This window comes from Pseudomonas sp. P2S-1 (genome assembly GCF_057197725.1).
In genome coordinates, this window is the sequence record NZ_CM170068.1 from 4,921,180 (window position 1) to 4,937,861 (window position 16,682).

18 protein-coding genes are annotated in these 16,682 nt (G+C 64.2%); 11 read left to right on the forward strand and 7 right to left on the reverse strand.

Annotated elements, in window-relative coordinates; genetic code table 11:
- Positions 1-216 precede the first annotated feature (216 nt).
- From AC2CQI_RS22085 to AC2CQI_RS22115, 7 genes are all read left to right on the forward strand, one after another.
- Positions 217-1,875, forward strand: coding sequence for an OFA family MFS transporter (locus tag AC2CQI_RS22085; protein WP_484577888.1), 1,659 nt, complete (start codon positions 217-219; stop codon positions 1,873-1,875).
- Positions 1,876-2,112: 237 nt separating this feature from the next.
- Positions 2,113-2,706, forward strand: a complete 594-nt coding sequence (gene hisB, locus AC2CQI_RS22090; RefSeq protein ID WP_075804922.1) for an imidazoleglycerol-phosphate dehydratase HisB — start codon at positions 2,113-2,115, stop codon at positions 2,704-2,706.
- Positions 2,706-3,344, forward strand: a complete 639-nt coding sequence (gene hisH, locus AC2CQI_RS22095) for an imidazole glycerol phosphate synthase subunit HisH (RefSeq protein WP_484577889.1) — start codon at positions 2,706-2,708, stop codon at positions 3,342-3,344. The genes hisB and hisH overlap by 1 nt, the downstream gene beginning before the upstream one ends.
- Positions 3,344-3,604 (forward strand): DUF2164 domain-containing protein, encoded by a 261-nt coding sequence (locus AC2CQI_RS22100; protein ID WP_075804920.1) that lies wholly within the window; start codon positions 3,344-3,346, stop codon positions 3,602-3,604. Before hisH ends, AC2CQI_RS22100 begins: the two co-directional genes overlap by 1 nt.
- Positions 3,605-3,645: 41 nt before the next feature.
- The gene (hisA, locus tag AC2CQI_RS22105) at positions 3,646-4,377 is read left to right on the forward strand and encodes a 1-(5-phosphoribosyl)-5-[(5-phosphoribosylamino)methylideneamino]imidazole-4-carboxamide isomerase (RefSeq protein WP_484577890.1); all 732 of its coding nucleotides are present in this window, start codon (positions 3,646-3,648) and stop codon (positions 4,375-4,377) included.
- 101 nt (positions 4,378-4,478) lie between these two features.
- Positions 4,479-5,249: an imidazole glycerol phosphate synthase subunit HisF gene (hisF, locus tag AC2CQI_RS22110; RefSeq protein WP_042120547.1), complete on the forward strand. Its 771-nt coding sequence runs from the start codon at positions 4,479-4,481 to the stop codon at positions 5,247-5,249.
- Between the two features lie 107 nt (positions 5,250-5,356).
- Positions 5,357-6,085, forward strand: a complete 729-nt coding sequence (locus tag AC2CQI_RS22115) for a substrate-binding periplasmic protein (protein ID WP_484577891.1) — start codon at positions 5,357-5,359, stop codon at positions 6,083-6,085.
- Here AC2CQI_RS22115 and AC2CQI_RS22120 read toward each other — a convergent pair.
- The 4 genes from AC2CQI_RS22120 to gpmI all read right to left on the reverse strand — a co-directional run bounded on the left by AC2CQI_RS22120 (position 6,076) and on the right by gpmI (position 11,266).
- A complete protein-coding gene (locus AC2CQI_RS22120) occupies positions 6,076-6,843 on the reverse strand; it encodes a divergent polysaccharide deacetylase family protein (RefSeq protein ID WP_484577892.1) in 768 nt (255 codons plus the stop codon). The genes AC2CQI_RS22115 and AC2CQI_RS22120 overlap by 10 nt on opposite strands.
- Positions 6,843-8,180 (reverse strand): S41 family peptidase, encoded by a 1,338-nt coding sequence (locus AC2CQI_RS22125; RefSeq protein ID WP_484577893.1) that lies wholly within the window; start codon positions 8,178-8,180, stop codon positions 6,843-6,845. The genes AC2CQI_RS22120 and AC2CQI_RS22125 overlap by 1 nt, the downstream gene beginning before the upstream one ends.
- A gap of 88 nt (positions 8,181-8,268) precedes the next feature.
- Positions 8,269-9,579: a murein hydrolase activator EnvC family protein gene (locus AC2CQI_RS22130; RefSeq protein ID WP_484577894.1), complete on the reverse strand. Its 1,311-nt coding sequence runs from the start codon at positions 9,577-9,579 to the stop codon at positions 8,269-8,271.
- Positions 9,580-9,730: 151 nt separating this feature from the next.
- Positions 9,731-11,266, reverse strand: a complete 1,536-nt coding sequence (gene gpmI, locus AC2CQI_RS22135) for a 2,3-bisphosphoglycerate-independent phosphoglycerate mutase (protein ID WP_484577895.1) — start codon at positions 11,264-11,266, stop codon at positions 9,731-9,733.
- A gap of 214 nt (positions 11,267-11,480) precedes the next feature.
- Between gpmI and AC2CQI_RS22140 the strand changes: the two genes are divergently transcribed.
- The 3 genes from AC2CQI_RS22140 to secB are packed head-to-tail and all read left to right on the forward strand — an operon-like array spanning position 11,481 to position 12,674.
- Positions 11,481-11,897: a rhodanese-like domain-containing protein gene (locus AC2CQI_RS22140; protein ID WP_484577896.1), complete on the forward strand. Its 417-nt coding sequence runs from the start codon at positions 11,481-11,483 to the stop codon at positions 11,895-11,897.
- A gap of 1 nt (position 11,898) precedes the next feature.
- Positions 11,899-12,153, forward strand: a complete 255-nt coding sequence (grxC, locus tag AC2CQI_RS22145) for a glutaredoxin 3 (RefSeq protein WP_075804912.1) — start codon at positions 11,899-11,901, stop codon at positions 12,151-12,153.
- Positions 12,154-12,194: 41 nt separating this feature from the next.
- Positions 12,195-12,674, forward strand: a complete 480-nt coding sequence (gene secB / locus AC2CQI_RS22150; protein ID WP_075804911.1) for a protein-export chaperone SecB — start codon at positions 12,195-12,197, stop codon at positions 12,672-12,674.
- Between the two features lie 164 nt (positions 12,675-12,838).
- On the opposite strand, the gene trmL is transcribed toward secB, so the two are convergent.
- A complete protein-coding gene (gene trmL / locus AC2CQI_RS22155; RefSeq protein WP_075804910.1) occupies positions 12,839-13,294 on the reverse strand; it encodes a tRNA (uridine(34)/cytosine(34)/5-carboxymethylaminomethyluridine(34)-2'-O)-methyltransferase TrmL in 456 nt (151 codons plus the stop codon).
- Between trmL and AC2CQI_RS22160 the strand changes: the two genes are divergently transcribed.
- Positions 13,293-13,733, forward strand: coding sequence for a hypothetical protein (locus tag AC2CQI_RS22160; protein WP_075804909.1), 441 nt, complete (start codon positions 13,293-13,295; stop codon positions 13,731-13,733). The two genes, trmL and AC2CQI_RS22160, sit on opposite strands and share 2 nt — an antisense overlap.
- A 294-nt stretch (positions 13,734-14,027) precedes the next feature.
- Here AC2CQI_RS22160 and ntrC read toward each other — a convergent pair whose 3' ends face one another.
- Together ntrC and glnL are read right to left on the reverse strand one after the other, a co-directional pair.
- Complete coding sequence (gene ntrC, locus AC2CQI_RS22165) at positions 14,028-15,464, reverse strand: nitrogen regulation protein NR(I) (RefSeq protein WP_484577897.1); 1,437 nt, start codon at positions 15,462-15,464, stop codon at positions 14,028-14,030.
- The gene (glnL, locus tag AC2CQI_RS22170; protein WP_075804907.1) at positions 15,461-16,546 is read right to left on the reverse strand and encodes a nitrogen regulation protein NR(II); all 1,086 of its coding nucleotides are present in this window, start codon (positions 16,544-16,546) and stop codon (positions 15,461-15,463) included. Before glnL ends, ntrC begins: the two co-directional genes overlap by 4 nt.
- Positions 16,547-16,682 lie beyond the last annotated feature (136 nt).

Here is a 16,682-nt window from a genome sequence, read left to right on the forward strand (position 1 = left end):
GCGGAAGAAAGTCTCAGTTACAAGAAAAACAGTGATGTCAGTTTGGTTTTTGTTAGCTAGCTAAATGCTACTCTTGCGCAGTTCCTGAATCTTTTTGCGACAAATTGTCGCGACAGGGTCGGCTGCCTCAAAAAACGACTCGTTGCCTGCGTGCGCCAAAGTCGCTGGGTATCGGCCCCGATGTGGGAACACTACCTATCTACGAGGGCAACAATAATGAGCACCATCACTGCGGGAGCCACGGCCAGCGCGCCTGGTTTCCTGTCCAAGGAGCGCATCGTCGCTCGACCCGGTTTCAACCGCTGGCTGGTTCCGCCTGCCGCACTCGCCATCCACCTGTGCATCGGCATGGCCTACGGCTTCTCGGTGTTCTGGCTGCCGCTGTCGAAGGCGATCGGCATCACCGCGCCGGTGGCCTGCGCCCCGGACATGGGCTTCTTCGCCCAGATGTTCTCTTCCACCTGTGACTGGCCGATCTCCATGCTCGGCTGGATCTACACCCTGTTCTTCATCTTCCTCGGCTGCTCGGCGGCGATCTGGGGTGGCTGGCTGGAACACGCAGGGCCGCGCAAGGCCGGTGTTGTTTCGGCACTTTGCTGGTGCGGTGGTCTGCTGATTTCCGCGCTGGGCGTGTATACCCACCAGATCTGGCTGATGTGGCTGGGCTCTGGGGTGATCGGCGGTATCGGCCTGGGCCTGGGCTATATCTCACCGGTGTCGACCCTGATCAAGTGGTTCCCGGACAAGCGCGGCATGGCCACCGGCATGGCGATCATGGGCTTCGGTGGTGGTGCGATGGTCGGTGCACCATTGGCCGCAGCGCTGATGAACCACTTCGCCAGCCCTGAAGGCGTCGGCGTGTGGCAGAGCTTCGTGGTGATGGCGGTGATCTACTTCATCTTCATGATCGGCGGTGCCCTGTCGTACCGCGTTCCGCCGACCGGCTGGAAGCCTGAAGGCTGGACCGCCCCGGCGAAGAAGGCCAGCAACTCGATGATCACCCACCGCCACGTGCACGTCAGCGTGGCCTGGAAGACCCCGCAGTTCGCCCTGATCTGGCTGGTGCTGTGCCTTAACGTTTCCGCCGGTATCGGCATCCTCGGCATGGCTTCGCCGCTGCTGCAGGAAGTCTTTGCCGGCAAGCTGCTGGGCAACAACCTGACCTTCAGCGAACTGGACACCGCGCAACTGGCGCAGATCGCCGCGATCGCCGCCGGCTTCACCGGCCTGCTCAGCCTGTTCAACATCGGCGGCCGCTTCTTCTGGGCGTCGTTCTCCGACTACATCGGGCGCAAGAACACCTACTTCGCCTTCTTCGCGCTGGGCTTCGCCCTGTACGCGCTGGTGCCGAACATGGGCCACCTGGGCAACGTCGCGCTGTTCGTGGCGGCGTTCTGCATCATCCTGTCGATGTACGGTGGCGGCTTCGCTACCGTGCCGGCGTACCTGGCGGACCTGTTCGGGACGCAGATGGTCGGTGCGATCCACGGTCGCCTGCTGACCGCCTGGGCGGCGGCGGGCGTGCTCGGTCCGGTGCTGGTCAACTACCTGCGCGAGTACCAGTTGAGCATTGGTGTGGAGCGGGCTGCGGCCTACGACATCACCCTGTACATCCTCGCCGGCCTGCTGGTGCTGGGCTTTATCTGCAACGCGATGGTGCGTCCGGTGGCCGACAAGTACTTCATGACCGAAGAGCAACTGGCCGCCGAGCAGGCGATCGGGCATGACAAGGGCGCTGATGGCAGTACCGTGCTGGAGTGGAAAGCCGCCGACGGCACCCTGCCGCTGGTGATCGCGGCCTGGCTGGCCGTGGGCATTCCGCTGGCCTGGGGTGTGTGGGCGACGCTGCAGAAGACGGCTGTTCTGTTCCACTGATCCGGGGTTTTGGGTCGCTCTTGCGGCCCAATCGCTGGCAAGCCAGCTCCCACAGGGATCGCATGCACCGCGGACCCTGTGGGAGCTGGCTTGCCAGCGATGAGGCCCTCGAATTGCCCATCAGCCCGAAAATCGGGCGCAAAACCCCACACACCACACGTCATCTTCGTTTCAAGATGCGACGTTCTGCGCCTATAATGACCGCCTTTTTCGCCCAATGATTTTGCGGAGCTGGTGATGGTCGAACGTAAGGCGTCCGTCGAGCGCAATACTCTGGAAACCCAGATCAAAGCCTCGATCAACCTGGATGGCACTGGTAAGGCCCGATTCGATATCGGCGTGCCTTTCCTGGAGCACATGCTGGATCAGATTTCCCGTCACGGATTGATCGATCTGGACATCGAGTGCAAGGGCGACCTGCATATCGACGACCACCATACCGTCGAAGACGTCGGTATCACCCTGGGCCAGGCCTTCAACCAGGCCATAGGCGACAAGAAGGGCATCCGCCGCTACGGCCACGCCTATGTCCCGCTGGACGAAGCGCTGTCGCGGGTGGTGATCGATTTCTCCGGCCGCCCGGGCCTGCAGATGCACGTGCCGTACACCCGCGCGACCGTGGGCGGCTTCGACGTCGACCTGTTCCAGGAATTCTTCCAGGGCTTCGTCAACCACGCCAATGTCAGCCTGCACATCGACAACCTGCGCGGTCACAATACCCACCACCAGATCGAAACCGTGTTCAAGGCCTTCGGCCGCGCGCTGCGCATGGCCGTCGAGCTGGACGAGCGCATGGCCGGGCAGATGCCTTCGACCAAGGGAACCCTGTAATGCAGACCGTAGCCGTTATCGACTATGGCATGGGCAACCTGCACTCGGTGGCCAAGGCCCTGGAGCACGTCGGCGCCGGCAAGGTGCTGATCACCAGCGACGCCGCAGTCATCCGTGAAGCCGACCGCGTGGTCTTCCCCGGTGTGGGCGCGATCCGCGACTGCATGGGCGAGATCCGCCGCCTGGGCTTCGACAGCCTGGTCAAGGAAGTCAGCCAGGACCGTCCGTTCCTCGGCATCTGCGTCGGCATGCAGGCCCTGCTGGAGCACAGCGAGGAGAACGACGGTGTCGATTGCATCGGCATGTTCCCTGGCAAGGTGCGCTTCTTCGGCAAGGACCTGCATGAAGACGGCGAGCACCTGAAGGTGCCGCACATGGGCTGGAACCAGGTCAGCCAGGTGATCGACCACCCGCTTTGGCACGACATTCCGGACCTGGCGCGCTTCTATTTCGTGCACAGCTACTACATCGAGTCCGGCAAGCCGTCCCAGGTGATCGGTCGCGGCCACTACGGCGTCGATTTCGCTGCGGTGCTGGCCGAAGGCTCGCGCTTCGCCACCCAGTTCCACCCGGAGAAGAGCCACACCCACGGCCTGCAGCTCCTGCAGAACTTCGCCGCCTGGGATGGCCGCTGGTAATGAACCGCTCACGCAGCAAGACCCCGGCCATCACCCTCGCGCCCGAACAGGAGCGCGAGGCACTGGACACCCTCAAGCGCTTCCTCGAAGACCGGTTCGAGCTGCAACTGGGCTCGTTCGAAGTGGCCGAGGTGCTCGAGCTGTTCGCCAAGGAAATTGCGCCGCACTACTACAACCGGGCGATCTTCGATGTTCAGACGCAGCTCAAGGAGCGCTTCGAGAGCATTGAAGTCGACCTGTGGGCGCTCGAGAAGAACTGACTTCCCGGGCTCACCGTTTACCGATTAGACAGGTTTTCCAGATGCTGATTATCCCCGCTATCGATCTCAAGGACGGTGCCTGCGTACGTCTGCGCCAGGGCCGCATGGAAGATTCCACCGTATTCTCCGACGACCCGGTGAGCATGGCCGCCAAATGGGTTGAAGGTGGCTGCCGCCGTCTGCATCTGGTCGACCTGAACGGCGCCTTCGAAGGCCAGCCGGTCAACGGCGAAGTGGTCACCGCCATCGCCAAGCGCTACCCGAACCTGCCGATCCAGATCGGCGGCGGCATCCGCTCGCTGGAAACCATCGAGCACTACGTCAAGGCGGGCGTCAGCTACGTGATCATCGGCACCAAGGCGGTCAAGCAGCCTGAGTTCGTGGCCGAAGCGTGCAAGGCCTTCCCGGGCAAGGTCATCGTCGGCCTGGACGCGAAAGACGGCTTCGTCGCCACCGACGGCTGGGCCGAAGTCAGCTCGGTGCAGGTCATCGACCTGGCCAAGCGTTTCGAGGCTGATGGCGTCTCGGCGATTGTCTACACCGACATCGCCAAGGACGGCATGATGCAGGGCTGCAACGTGCCTTTCACCAAGGCCCTGGCCGAAGCCACGAAGATCCCGGTGATCGCTTCCGGCGGCATCCACAACCTGGGCGACATCAAGGCCCTGCTGGACGCCAAGGCCCCGGGCATCATCGGCGCCATCACCGGTCGTGCCATCTACGAAGGCACCCTCGACGTCGCTGAGGCCCAGGCCTTCTGCGACAGCTACTGAGAAGCCCCAAGCTTCAAGCCGTAAGCTGCAAGTAAGAGCGAGACCGCGATCTGCCTTTACTTATGACTTGAAGCTTGAAGCTTGCAGCTGAGGATTCTGATATGGCCCTGGCCAAACGCATCATCCCTTGCCTGGACGTGGACAACGGCCGGGTCGTCAAGGGCGTCAAGTTCGAGAACATCCGCGATGCCGGCGACCCGGTGGAAATCGCCCGTCGCTACGACGAGCAGGGGGCCGACGAGATCACCTTCCTCGACATCACTGCCAGCGTCGATGGCCGTGACACCACGCTGCATACCGTCGAGCGCATGGCCAGCCAGGTATTCATCCCGCTGACCGTGGGCGGTGGCGTGCGCACCGTGCAGGACATCCGCAACCTGCTCAACGCGGGTGCCGACAAGGTGTCGATCAACACCGCGGCGGTGTTCAACCCGGAGTTCGTGGGTGAAGCGGCGGCGCATTTCGGTTCGCAGTGCATCGTGGTCGCCATCGACGCCAAGAAAGTCTCCGGCCCGGGCGAAACCCCGCGCTGGGAGATCTTCACCCATGGCGGGCGCAAGCCTACCGGGCTGGATGCGGTGGAATGGGCGAAGAAGATGGAAGGCCTGGGCGCTGGCGAGATCCTCCTGACCAGCATGGACCAGGACGGGATGAAGAGCGGCTTCGACCTGGGCGTGACCCGGGCGATCAGCGATGCGCTGGGGATCCCGGTGATTGCCTCGGGTGGCGTGGGCAACCTGCAGCACCTGGCCGACGGGATCCTGGAAGGGCATGCCAGTGCCGTGCTGGCGGCGAGCATCTTCCACTTCGGCGAGTACACCGTGCCGGAGGCCAAGGCCTACATGGCGCAGCGCGGCATCGTCGTGCGCTGACCTTCAGGGCCCTATCGCTGGCAAGCCAGCTCCCACACGGACCTGTGGGAGCTGGCTTGCCAGCGATGAGGCCATCAGCATCACCCCAAAAAATCAGATCCCTCCCGATGCTGACCAGACTCCTCTTCCTCCTCACCCTGACCACCGCCGCGCAAGCCAGCGAGCCCGTGGTCCTGGTGACCGAAAACTTCCCGCCCTACAACATGTCCCGCGACGGCAAGAGTTTCGCCCACGAGGCGGACATCGATGGCATCGCCGCCGACCTGGTACGGGAGATGTTCCACCGCGCCGAAGTCCCCTACAGCATGACCCTGCGCTTCCCCTGGACCCGGGTCTACCAGCAGGCCAGGGACACGGCGAACCATGGCGTCTTCGTTCTCGCCCGCCTGCCGGACCGGGAGAAGCTGTTCAAGTGGGTCGGCCCGCTGGGCCCGGATGACTGGGTGCTGCTGGCGCCGGCGGGCAGCCGCATCCAGCTGGACAACCTGCAACAGGCCAAAGGCTTGCGCATCGGTGCCTACAAGGGCGACGCCATCGCCGAGAACCTGCAAAAGCAGGGGTTGAAGCCGGTGCTGGTGCTGCGCGACCAGGACAACGCGAAGAAGCTTTCAAACGGCGAGATCGACCTCTGGGCCACCGGCGACCCCGCCGGCCGCTACCTGGCCCGGCAGATCGGCATGACCGCGTTCAAGACCGTGCTGCGTTTCAACGGTACCGAGCTGTACCTGGCGCTGAACCCGAGTGTGCCGGATGACGTGGTGAAGCGCCTGCAGGACGCCCTGGAGCAGATGCGCCAGGATGGCTTCGTCGACGCCACCTACGCCCGTTACCTGTAGATCCCGCCCTTGCCATGGGCGGGCATGGCGCGGTTGCTGCGTTCGCCGATCATCTGCCGCAGGCCGATCAGCTCGACACCTTGGGCCTTGAGCCTTGGCAGCTCGCGCTCCAGCACTTCCAGGGTCTGTGGATAAGGGTGACCGATCACCACCGCGGTCCCTTGCTTGCGCGCCAGTTCCACGGCGATGCGCAACTGTCCGGCGATAGCTTCCGAAGTACGCACGTCATCGAGAAACACATCCCGCGACAGGCTCGCCAGACCCAGCGCCTGGGCCTTGGCTGCCGCCACGGTGGCGGCACTGGTACGGCTGTCGACGAAGAACAGATCACGCCGCTGCAACTCGCCCATCAACCAGGCCATGGCCTCCGGCTGGGCGGTCATGCGGCTGCCCATGTGGTTGTTGACCCCGGTCGCATAGGGCACCTTCGCCAGCGCCGCATTCAGGCGCTGCTCCAGTTCCGGCAGCGGCGTACCCGGGTGCCAGGCATAGGGGCCGGTGGCCGGGTCCATGGGCATGTGCAGGATCACCGTGCGCCCGGCCTTGTGCGCCTGGCGGGCGAAGTCGGTGGCGTGGGGGGTGTCGGGCATGATCGCCATGGTCACCGGGCCGGGCAGGGCGAGGGTGCGCGAGTCCCGGGCCGGGTTCTGGCCCAGGTCGTCGATGATCAGGCTGAGATAGGCCCGCGGCGGCTGGACCGGCGCCGCGTGGGCGAGGCCGGTCAGCAGGCAGAGCAGGGCAAGGCAGAACGCACGCATCACTTGTCGCGGGTGATGCTCAGGCCCTTGAGCAGGCTGAGGGCCTGGCTGAGCTGGAAGTCACCGTCCTGCGGACGCTCCTTCTTGCTCGAGGCCGCGCCCGACGTCTTGCTGCTGGACGGCCGGTCGGCGCCGCCGTTGCCGTTGCCGAGGTGGCCCTGCAGGTCGGCTTCCTTGAAGTTCTCGGTGTCCTGCTCGCTGGTGACCTTGGCCTGGCGCACCTCGATGTCCGGAACGATGCCCTGGGCCTGGATCGAGCGGCCGTTGGGGGTGTAGTACAGCGCGGTGGTGATCTTCAGGGCGCGGTCGTTGTTCAGCGGCAGCACGGTCTGCACCGAGCCCTTGCCGAAGCTGTCGGTGCCCATCAGCACACCGCGTTTCTGGTCCTGCAGGGCGCCGGCGACGATCTCCGAGGCCGAAGCACTGCCGCCGTTGATCAGCACCACCAGTGGCACGCCTTCGCTGGCATCGGCCGGGTCGGCGGAGAAACGCAGTTCGGAGTTGGCGATGCGGCCCTTGGTGTAGACGATCAGGCCCTTGGTCAGGAAGTGGTCGGCCACTTCCACCGCCGACTGCAACACGCCGCCGGGGTTGTTGCGCAGGTCGAGGACGACCCCGCGCAGCTTGCCGTTGTTGTCCTTGCGCAGCTTGGCCAGGGCCTTGCCGACTTCTTCGCCGGTCTTGACCTGGAACTGGGTGATGCGGATGTAGCCGTAGCCGGATTCCAGCAACTGGCTCTTCACGCTCTTCACCTGGATCACCGCACGGGCCAGGGTCACATCGAACGGCGTGCCGCCGTCGCGGACCAGGGTCAGGGTGATCTTCTCGCCGATCTTGCCGCGCATCTTGTCCACGGCTTCGGTCATGGTCTGGCCGCGGGTCGGCTGGCCGTTGATCTTGACGATCAGGTCGCCCGCCTCGATGCCGGCGCGAGAGGCCGGGGTGTCGTCGATCGGCGACACCACCTTGACGAAGCCGTCTTCCTGGCCGACTTCGATGCCCAGGCCGCCGAATTCGCCGCTGGTGCTTTCCTGCAGCTCCTGGAAGTCTTCCGGGCCGAGGTAGGCGGAGTGCGGGTCGAGGTTGCTGAGCATGCCCTTGATGGCGTTTTCCAGCAGGGTTTTGTCATCCACGGGTTCGACGTAGGCGGCTTTCACCCGGTCCAGGACTTCGGCGAAGGTGCGCAGCTCGTCCAGCGGCAGCGGGGCCTGGCCGTTGACCGTGGTCGGCGCGAGGGCCGTCGCGGGCTTGGCCGGCTCGGCGGCGAACGCCAGGGACGCGCCGCCGACCAGGGCGACGGCCAGGGCCAGCGAGGTAAGGCGAGGCGAATGCAGCATGTCGAACGAACTCCTGATCCTGTGTGAGCCCCGAGAGGAGCCTGGCGCCGGTCGCCGGGCGGCTGGCGCTTTTTAAAAAGGGTAAAGCCTATCCTTGACCACGGCACCACTGCGTCGGGTCGCTTGGCTGACCCTGCTGGCGGATGGCGAAGTACAACGCCGGGGTGCTCTGGCCACCGCTGTTGCCAACGGTGGAGATCGCCTCGCCGGCCTTGACGATGTCGCCCGCGCCCTTGAGCAGGGTCTGGTTGTGACCGTAGAGGCTGAGGTAACCGTTACCATGGTCGAGAATGACCAGAAGTCCAGCCCCGCGCAACCAATCGGCGAACACTACGCGTCCGCCGTGTACCGCGTGAACCTGGCTGCCGGCTGAAGCGCTGATCATCACCCCGTCCCACTTGGCCCGGGCATCGTCGCCGCGGCTTTCACCGAAGCGTGCCAACAATCGACCATTGACCGGCCACGGAAGTTTGCCCCGGGCCGCAGAAAATGCGCCGCCGTAGACTGCGCCGTCGCTGGAAACCAGCGGGCCAGGGCTGCGTACGGGCTTCTTCGGGGCCTCTTCGTCCCGTGCCGGGCGTGACGATTCGCGGGCGGCGAGGGCGGCTTCACGCTGGCGTTTCTTCTCGGCTTCCTGCTCGGCCAGTGCGCGCTGGCGCGCTTCCTCGGCCTCGCGGGCCTGGCGGGCGAGGGTTTCCTCGATGGTCTTGAGCACCTTGCCCAGCTCGGCCTGCTCCTGTTCGCGGGCAGCGAGCTTCTGGTCGTTGGTCTTCAGGGTGCCATTGAGTTTGGCGAGGATTTCCTGGCGCTCGGCGCGGGTCTTTTCCAGTTCCTGGCGCTGGGCGTCGAGGGTGCCTTGCTGGACCAGTAGCTGGGCCTGCTGCTGGGCAATGTCCTTCTCGACGTTGGCCAACTGGCGCAGGGTCTCGTTGAAGCTGCGCAACTGGGCCAGGCGGGCCTTGCTCAGGTAGTCGTAATAGGTCAGGGTCCGGGCGAATTTTTCCGGGTTCTGCTGGTTGAGCAGCAGCTTGAGGTATTCCTCGCGGCCGTTGTTCTGGTAGGCGGAGCGCGCCTGGATAGCGATCAGGCGTTGCTGTTCGGTGCGGGCGGACTGGAGTGTCTTCTTTTCAGTGTCGAGGCGCTCCAGTTCGCCCTCGCTCTTTTTTAGTTCTTTCTGTAGCTCCTCTACCTGCTTCTCGAGCTTGCCGATGTCGGTTTCGGTGCCGCGCAGGTCTTTCTGCACGCCGGATTTCTCTTCCTGCAGCGCACCGAGCTTCTTTTTCAACTCGGCGATGTCCTGGCGCGTGGCGTCCAGTTGCTGCTGGGTTTGCGCGCGCTCGTCGGCGAAGGCCGGGCCGAGCAGGCAGGTCAGGGCTAGGAGGATCAGGGCGCGGAGCATGGAATGGCGATAACCAGGGGATGGAGACTGGCCTAGTATGCCCGCCGCTGGCGCCAAAAAAAACGCCTTAGGGACGTATAGCTGCAAGCTTCAAGCAGTAAGCTGCAAGAAAAGGCAGCGCGTACCCTTCTTGCAGCTTGAGGCTTACAGCTTAAGGCTTGATCAGGATCGAGGTACCGGTCATTTCCGCCGGAATTTCCATGCCCATCAGGGTCAGCATGGTCGGCGCCACGTCCGCCAGCACGCCGCCTTCGCGGACCTTCAGGTCACGCTTGCCGTAATAGATGAACGGCACCGGCTCGGTGGTGTGCGCGGTGTGCGCCTGGCCGGTGGATTCGTCTTCCATCTGCTCGACGTTGCCGTGGTCGGCGGTGATCAGGGCTTCGCCGCCGACCTTGTCCAGCGCCGCGGTGATGCGCCCGACGCAGCCATCCAGGGCTTCCACGGCCTTGACCGCAGCCGAGAACACGCCGGTATGGCCGACCATGTCGCCGTTGGCGTAGTTGACCACGATCACGTCGTAGCGCTGCTGCTCGATGGCCTCGACGATGCGGTCGGTGACTTCCGGGGCGCTCATTTCCGGCTGCAGGTCGTAGGTGGCGACCTTCGGCGACGGGATCAGGATGCGTTCTTCGCCCGGGAACGGCTCTTCACGGCCTCCGGAGAAGAAGAAGGTGACGTGGGCGTATTTCTCGGTTTCGGCGATGCGCAGCTGGGTCTTGCCGTTGTTCGCCAGGTATTCGCCAAGCACGTTGTGCAGGCTGGCCGGGGCGAAGGCCGCCGGGGCCGGGATCTTCGCCGAGTACTGGGTCAGGCCGATGTAGGCCGCCAGTTTCGGCAGGCGCGCACGGGGGAATTCGTTGAAGTCCGGCTCGACGAACACGCGGGAGATCTCGCGGGCGCGGTCGGCGCGGAAGTTCATGAAGATCACGGCGTCGCCGTCTTCGACCTTCACGGCTTCGCCGATACGGGTGGCCTTGACGAATTCGTCGCTCTCGTCACGGGCGTAGGCGGCTTCGAGGCCGGCCACGGCGGTGTCGGCGCTGTAGTCGGCGACGCTGTCGACGATCAGGTTGTAGGCGGCGCTGACGCGGTCCCAGCGGTTGTCGCGGTCCATGGCGTAGTAGCGGCCGATGATGCTGGCGATGCGGCCCTTGCCCAGCTTGGCGAAGGTGGCGTCGAGCAGTTCGATGGACGATTGCGCGCTGCGTGGCGGGGTGTCGCGGCCGTCGAGGAAGGCGTGCAGGTAGATGCGCTCGGCGCCCCGTTGCGCGGCCAGCTCGGCCATGGCGACCAGGTGGTCCTGGTGGCTGTGCACGCCGCCGTCGGAGAGCAGGCCGAGGATGTGCACGGCCTTGCCGGCGCTCACGGCCTTGTCCACGGCACCGGTGAGTACCGGGTTCTGGAAGAACTCGCCGTCGCGAATGGCCTTGGTCACCCGGGTGAAGTCCTGGTACACGACCCGGCCAGCGCCGAGGTTCATGTGGCCGACTTCCGAGTTGCCCATCTGCCCGTCGGGCAGGCCGACGTCCATGCCGGAGCCGGAGATCAGGCCGTGCGGCTGGGTAGCGCGCAGGCGATCGTAGACCGGCGTGTTGGCGGCGAAGATGGCGTTGTACTCGGGGCTTTCGCTGTGACCGAAACCATCCAGGATGATCAGGACCAAAGGCTTGGGCGTGCTCGTCATCAAAATCTACTCACGGTTGTAGATGAGAAAGGTCCGCATTTTAGGGCAAATTGGCCAGTCTTGACGAATTCCGCGTCCCTCGCGCAATGGCCGTCCCGACAGACAGTAGCACCATGATGAGAATTACTGTCGTTTACCCTGTGCGGCAGGCTTTGGCGGCCCATTGCTGCTGTGTATACTGGCCGCCATTTTTAATGACCTGGAACACCCTCCGATGGTTGCTCATCTGATTGAATTCGCGACAAATCACTACCTGCTGGTTGCACTTTTCCTGGTTCTGCTGGTTCTGCTGATCGTCTACGAAGCCCGCAAAGGCGGCCGCAGCCTGAGCAACGGCGAGTTGACCGCGCTGGTCAACGGCGACAAGGCCGTGGTGATCGACATCCGTTCGAGCAAGGAATACGCCGCTGGCCACATCGCCGGCGCGATCAACATTCCGCAGGACAAGTTCGCGGCCCGTACCGGCGAGCTGGAAAAGCACAAGGCGACCAAGACCCTGATCATCGTCGACAACATGGGTCAGCACTCCGGCACCATCTGCCGCGACCTGCTCAAGGCCGGCTTCACCGCCGCCAAGCTGTCCGGTGGCGTGTCCAACTGGAAAGCCGACAACCTGCCGCTGGTGAAGTGACATGAAGCCGGTCACCGTCTATTCCAGCGATTACTGCCCGTACTGCATGCGTGCCAAGCAACTGCTGGCAAGCAAGGACGTGGCCTTCGAAGAAATCAAGGTCGACGGCAAGCCCCAGGTGCGCGCAGCGATGGCCCAGAAGGCCGGGCGCACCTCGGTGCCGCAGATCTGGATCGGCGACACCCACGTCGGTGGCTGCGACGACCTGTATGCGCTGGAGCGCGCCGGCAAGCTCGACGCCTTGCTCCAGGCGTGAATCCCCAAACCCTCTAAAGACCCTGCAAAGAAGGATCTGTCATGACCGAGCAAAACAACGGCGCTGCCGAAGACAGCGCACCGCAATTCTCCCTGCAGCGCATCTACGTGCGTGACCTGTCGTTCGAGGCGCCGAAAAGCCCGGCGATCTTCCGCCAGCAGTGGGAGCCGAGCGTTTCCCTGGACCTGAACACCAAGCAGAAAGGTCTGGAAGGTGATTTCCACGAAGTCGTGCTGACCCTGTCGGTCACCGTGAAGAACGCTGACGAAGTGGCCTTTATCGCTGAAGTCCAGCAGGCCGGTATCTTCCTGATCAAGAACCTGGACGCGGCTTCCATGAGCCACACCCTGGGTGCCTTCTGCCCGAACATCCTGTTCCCGTACGCTCGCGAAGCCCTGGACAGCCTGGTGACCCGTGGTTCGTTCCCGGCGCTGATGCTGTCCCCGGTCAACTTCGACGCCCTGTACGCGCAAGAGATGCAGCGCATGCAGGAAGCAGGCGAAGCGCCTTCGCTGCAGTAAGCGGTGGTGGTTTGAGAAAACGCCCTTCGGGGCGTTTTTTTATGCAGGTGGGATTTGTGGTGGGGTTGAGGGCCTCATCGCTGGCAAGCCAGCTCCCACAGGTTCAGCACAGGCTTTGAGACTTGTGCAGTACCTGTGGGAGCTGGCTTGCCAGCGATGATCCATCAGGCGAAACCTTGCTGGCGCCAGGCCTCGTAGACGGCCACGGCAACGGTATTGGACAGGTTCAGGCTCCGGCACCCCTCCCGCATCGGCAGGCGCAGGCGCTGCCCGCTCTCCAGCGCATCCAGCACCTCTGCCGGCAAGCCACGGCTCTCCGGCCCGAACAGAAACGCATCCCCCGGCTCGAACGCCACCTCATGGAACGGCTGCGAGCCCTTGGTGGTGAAGGCGAACACCCGGGGCTGCCCCAGGCTTTCCAGGCACGAGGCCAGGTCGGCATGCTGCTTGAGCGAGGCGTACTCGTGGTAGTCCAGGCCCGCCCGGCGCAGGCGCTTGTCGTCCAGTTCGAAGCCGATCGGCTCGATCAGGTGCAGGTCGCAGCCGCTGTTGGCACAGAGCCTGATAATGTTGCCGGTATTAGGCGGAATTTCCGGTTGAAAAAGGATCACGTGAAACATGCACGGCTCCGAGCATAAAGATGACGAGCATTCTACCCCCGACGAGCCGGACCCGCGTTCGAAATCCTGGCCGCGCGTCCTGTTTTCCCTGGCCCTGTTCGGCATGCTGGTTGGCCTGATGATCGGCCGCCTGACCGCGCCCGAACCCCGGGTGCTGGAACAGGTTGAAGTGGTGGCTGGCGGACTGGACCTGTGGTTCAACGAGGAGCCCAAGCTGCACGGCGAGACCGTCGACGGTACCGTGGCGCTGCTGTTCGATGCGGAAGGTAAAGCGAGGAAGGGTCAGCTGAGCTTCGGCGACAAGCCGGTGAGCTGGCGGCTGCGCAAGACCGATCAGGGTCTGTTGCTGAGCCTGGTGGCGGCCCGTCCACTGCAGGCCCGCTGGGCGGGTGAGTCAGTGGAGGACCGCTGGCGTGTGCAGGTGAGACTGCACGAATAAAAGAGGGGAATCCCCGGCCTGCCTGTACCAAGGCCCCCAAAACTGGAGATGTCTGTATTAATGCAGACCCCGTGCCAACTTTGTGGGGCCGCTGTAGATCAAGGGTTTCAGCGTGTTTTAGGGTATTTCCCGCAGGCTGGATAAGGATTTTTGCCTTCAGGCGGTGCGCCGGGTGCGATTCGGGTTCATCAATGGGGCATTCACGCCGTGCTCCGGCTGAAACGACCGCGGGGCCGGGCCTGTTCACAGAATCCTGTGACAGGCGCCGGCCCCGCGTTCTTTTCAAGAGGTGGATCAGGACTCTTCGTCGTCTCCGTCGTCCGCACCGTCCACCTTCATGCCCAGCTCCTTGATCTTCCGGGTCAGGGTGTTGCGACCCCAGCCCAGCAGCACGGCGGCATCGCGGCGGCGCCCGGCAGTGTGCTTGAGGGCCGTCTCGATCATGATCCGCTCGAAGCTCGGCACGGCGCTGTCGAGCAGGCTCGACTGGCCACGGGACAACGCCTGGTCGGCCCACTGACGCAGCGCCTGCTCCCAGTTGGTCACCGGTGCTGCGTCCTGTGGCAGGCTCAGCAGCTCGGGCGGCAGGTCGCCGACATGCACTTCGCGACCGGAAGCCATCACGGTGATCCAGCGGCAGGTGTTCTCCAACTGGCGCACGTTGCCCGGCCACGGCAGGTTGCGGATGAATTCCTCGGTTTCCGCCTTGAGCAGCTTGGGCTCGACGGCCAGCTCCTGGGCGGCGCGGCCGAGGAAATGGCGGGCGAGGGTCGGGATGTCTTCGCGACGGTCGGCCAGGCGCGGGATATGGATGCGGATCACGTTGAGGCGGTGGAACAGGTCCTCACGGAACTTGCCGGCCTGGACCAGGGTTTCCAGGTTCTGGTGCGTGGCCGCGATGATGCGCACGTCGACCTTGACCGGGGTGTGGCCACCGACACGGTAGAACTCACCATCGGCCAGGACCCGCAGCAGGCGGGTCTGGGTGTCGGCCGGCATGTCGCCGATCTCGTCGAGGAACAGGGTGCCACCGTCGGCCTGCTCGAAGCGGCCGCGACGCAGGTTGGCCGCGCCGGTAAAGGCGCCTTTCTCGTGGCCGAACAGCTCGGACTCCATCAGGTCCTTGGGAATCGCCGCCATGTTCAGGGCGATGAACGGCGCTGCGGCGCGCGGGCTGTGGCGGTGCAGGGCGTGGGCTACCAGCTCTTTACCGGTCCCGGATTCGCCGTTGATCAGCACTGTGATGTTGGAGTGGCTGAGGCGACCGATGGCGCGGAACACCTCCTGCATCGCCGGCGCTTCGCCGATGATTTCCGGAGTGCGGGTCAGGGCTGGCGCGACGTCCATGCCCTGTTGTTCCTGGGCATGCTGGTTGGCGCGCTTGACCAGCGACACCGCCTCGTCAACATCGAACGGCTTGGGCAGGTATTCGAAGGCACCGCCCTGGTAGGAGGCCACCGCGCTGTCCAGGTCGGAATGGGCGGTCATGATGATCACCGGCAGGCGCGGGTGCTGTTCGCGGATCTGCGCCAGCAGGTCGAGGCCGCTGGCGCCCGGCATGCGGATGTCGGAGATGATCACGTCCGGCTGCTGGCGGGCCAGGCGGCTCATGACGCCATCGGCACTGTCGAAGCTCTGGGTGTTCATGCCTTCCTGTTGCAAGGCTTTTTCCAGGACCCAGCGGATGGAGCGGTCGTCATCGACGATCCAGACAGTTTCACTACGGCTCATGAGGAAGCGGCTCCTTGTTCCAGTGGCAGGAAGATCGAGAAGGTGGTGTGGCCCGGATGGCTGTCACATTCGATCAGGCCCTGGTGCTGGCTGATGATGTTCTGGGTGATGGCCAGGCCCAGCCCGGTACCGTCCGGGCGGCCGCTGACCATGGGATAGAAGAGGGTGTCCTGCAGTTCCGCAGGAATGCCGGGGCCGTTGTCGATGATCTCGACCTTGGCCACCAGGCGATGGCGCACATGGCCGATGGTGAACTGGCGCATGGCCCGGCTGCGCAGGGTGATACGCCCCAGGCGCAGTTCATTCTGCGCGCTGATGGCCTGCATGGCGTTGCGCACGATGTTGAGTACGGCCTGGATCATCTGTTCGCGGTCGATCAGCACGTCCGGCAGGCTCGGGTCGTAGTCGCGCACCAACGTGATGCCGCCCTGGGTTTCCGCCTCGACCAGGCTGCAGACCCGCTCGAGCACTTCGTGGACGTTGGTCAGGGCCAGCAGCGGCAGCTTGTTCGAGCCAAGCATGCGATCGACCAGGTTACGCAGGCGGTCGGCCTCTTCGATGATGACGTTGGTGTAGTCCTTGAGCCCCTCGTCGGGCAGCTCGCGGGCCAGCAACTGGGCGGCACCGCGAATCCCGCCCAGCGGGTTCTTGATCTCGTGGGCCATGCCGCGCACCAGCATCTTGGTGGTTTCCTGCTTGGACAGCTGGGCCTCTTCCTTGGTGATGCGAAGCAGGCGGTCGCGGGGATGCACTTCGAGCAGCAACAGGGTGCGGCCGTTGCTGAGGATCGGCGTGACGGCGTAGTCGACGGTCAGGCTTTGCCCGGTCAGCGAGGTGAGCTGGGCCTCGCGCTTGGTAAAGGGGTGGGCGTGCTCCACCGCCTGGCGCAGGGAGTTCAGGGCCTCGCTGGACTCGGTGAAGAGTTCGCTGATGAATTGCCCATGGCTGCGCTGGCCGCTGATGGCCAGGAGCATCTCCGCCGCCGGGTTCATGTACTCAAGGCGCAATTCGGCGTTGAGCAGGATGGTGGCGGTGGTCAGGTTGTCCAGTAGTAGTCGGTGCAGTGCATCGCTGATGGTCATGTGGCGTCTTTGACCTCTTTTGGCACATGTCGGACCCGGCAACGGCCAGGGGCGCGAACGCTGGTCATTCGCTGATCCGAGGAAAATGCAAAAAGCAAACCAAGGCTCCGAAAAGAAGCGGAATCTCCGGGGAAAC

What these genes read in the sequence shown, in the direction of transcription:
- AC2CQI_RS22100 (WP_075804920.1), top strand. Translation starts at nt 3,344, where the DNA reads ATGAACCGCTCACGCAGCAAGACCCCGGCCATCACCCTCGCGCCCGAA.
- trmL (WP_075804910.1), bottom strand. Translation starts at nt 13,294, where the DNA reads ATGTTTCACGTGATCCTTTTTCAACCGGAAATTCCGCCTAATACCGGC.
- ntrC (WP_484577897.1), bottom strand. Translation starts at nt 15,464, where the DNA reads ATGAGCCGTAGTGAAACTGTCTGGATCGTCGATGACGACCGCTCCATC.
- hisH (WP_484577889.1), top strand. Translation starts at nt 2,706, where the DNA reads ATGCAGACCGTAGCCGTTATCGACTATGGCATGGGCAACCTGCACTCG.
- hisA (WP_484577890.1), top strand. Translation starts at nt 3,646, where the DNA reads ATGCTGATTATCCCCGCTATCGATCTCAAGGACGGTGCCTGCGTACGT.
- AC2CQI_RS22160 (WP_075804909.1), top strand. Translation starts at nt 13,293, where the DNA reads ATGCACGGCTCCGAGCATAAAGATGACGAGCATTCTACCCCCGACGAG.
- AC2CQI_RS22120 (WP_484577892.1), bottom strand. Translation starts at nt 6,843, where the DNA reads ATGCGTGCGTTCTGCCTTGCCCTGCTCTGCCTGCTGACCGGCCTCGCC.
- hisB (WP_075804922.1), top strand. Translation starts at nt 2,113, where the DNA reads ATGGTCGAACGTAAGGCGTCCGTCGAGCGCAATACTCTGGAAACCCAG.
- gpmI (WP_484577895.1), bottom strand. Translation starts at nt 11,266, where the DNA reads ATGACGAGCACGCCCAAGCCTTTGGTCCTGATCATCCTGGATGGTTTC.
- secB (WP_075804911.1), top strand. Translation starts at nt 12,195, where the DNA reads ATGACCGAGCAAAACAACGGCGCTGCCGAAGACAGCGCACCGCAATTC.
- AC2CQI_RS22125 (WP_484577893.1), bottom strand. Translation starts at nt 8,180, where the DNA reads ATGCTGCATTCGCCTCGCCTTACCTCGCTGGCCCTGGCCGTCGCCCTG.
- AC2CQI_RS22130 (WP_484577894.1), bottom strand. Translation starts at nt 9,579, where the DNA reads ATGCTCCGCGCCCTGATCCTCCTAGCCCTGACCTGCCTGCTCGGCCCG.
- AC2CQI_RS22115 (WP_484577891.1), top strand. Translation starts at nt 5,357, where the DNA reads ATGCTGACCAGACTCCTCTTCCTCCTCACCCTGACCACCGCCGCGCAA.
- AC2CQI_RS22085 (WP_484577888.1), top strand. Translation starts at nt 217, where the DNA reads ATGAGCACCATCACTGCGGGAGCCACGGCCAGCGCGCCTGGTTTCCTG.
- grxC (WP_075804912.1), top strand. Translation starts at nt 11,899, where the DNA reads ATGAAGCCGGTCACCGTCTATTCCAGCGATTACTGCCCGTACTGCATG.
- glnL (WP_075804907.1), bottom strand. Translation starts at nt 16,546, where the DNA reads ATGACCATCAGCGATGCACTGCACCGACTACTACTGGACAACCTGACC.
- AC2CQI_RS22140 (WP_484577896.1), top strand. Translation starts at nt 11,481, where the DNA reads ATGGTTGCTCATCTGATTGAATTCGCGACAAATCACTACCTGCTGGTT.
- hisF (WP_042120547.1), top strand. Translation starts at nt 4,479, where the DNA reads ATGGCCCTGGCCAAACGCATCATCCCTTGCCTGGACGTGGACAACGGC.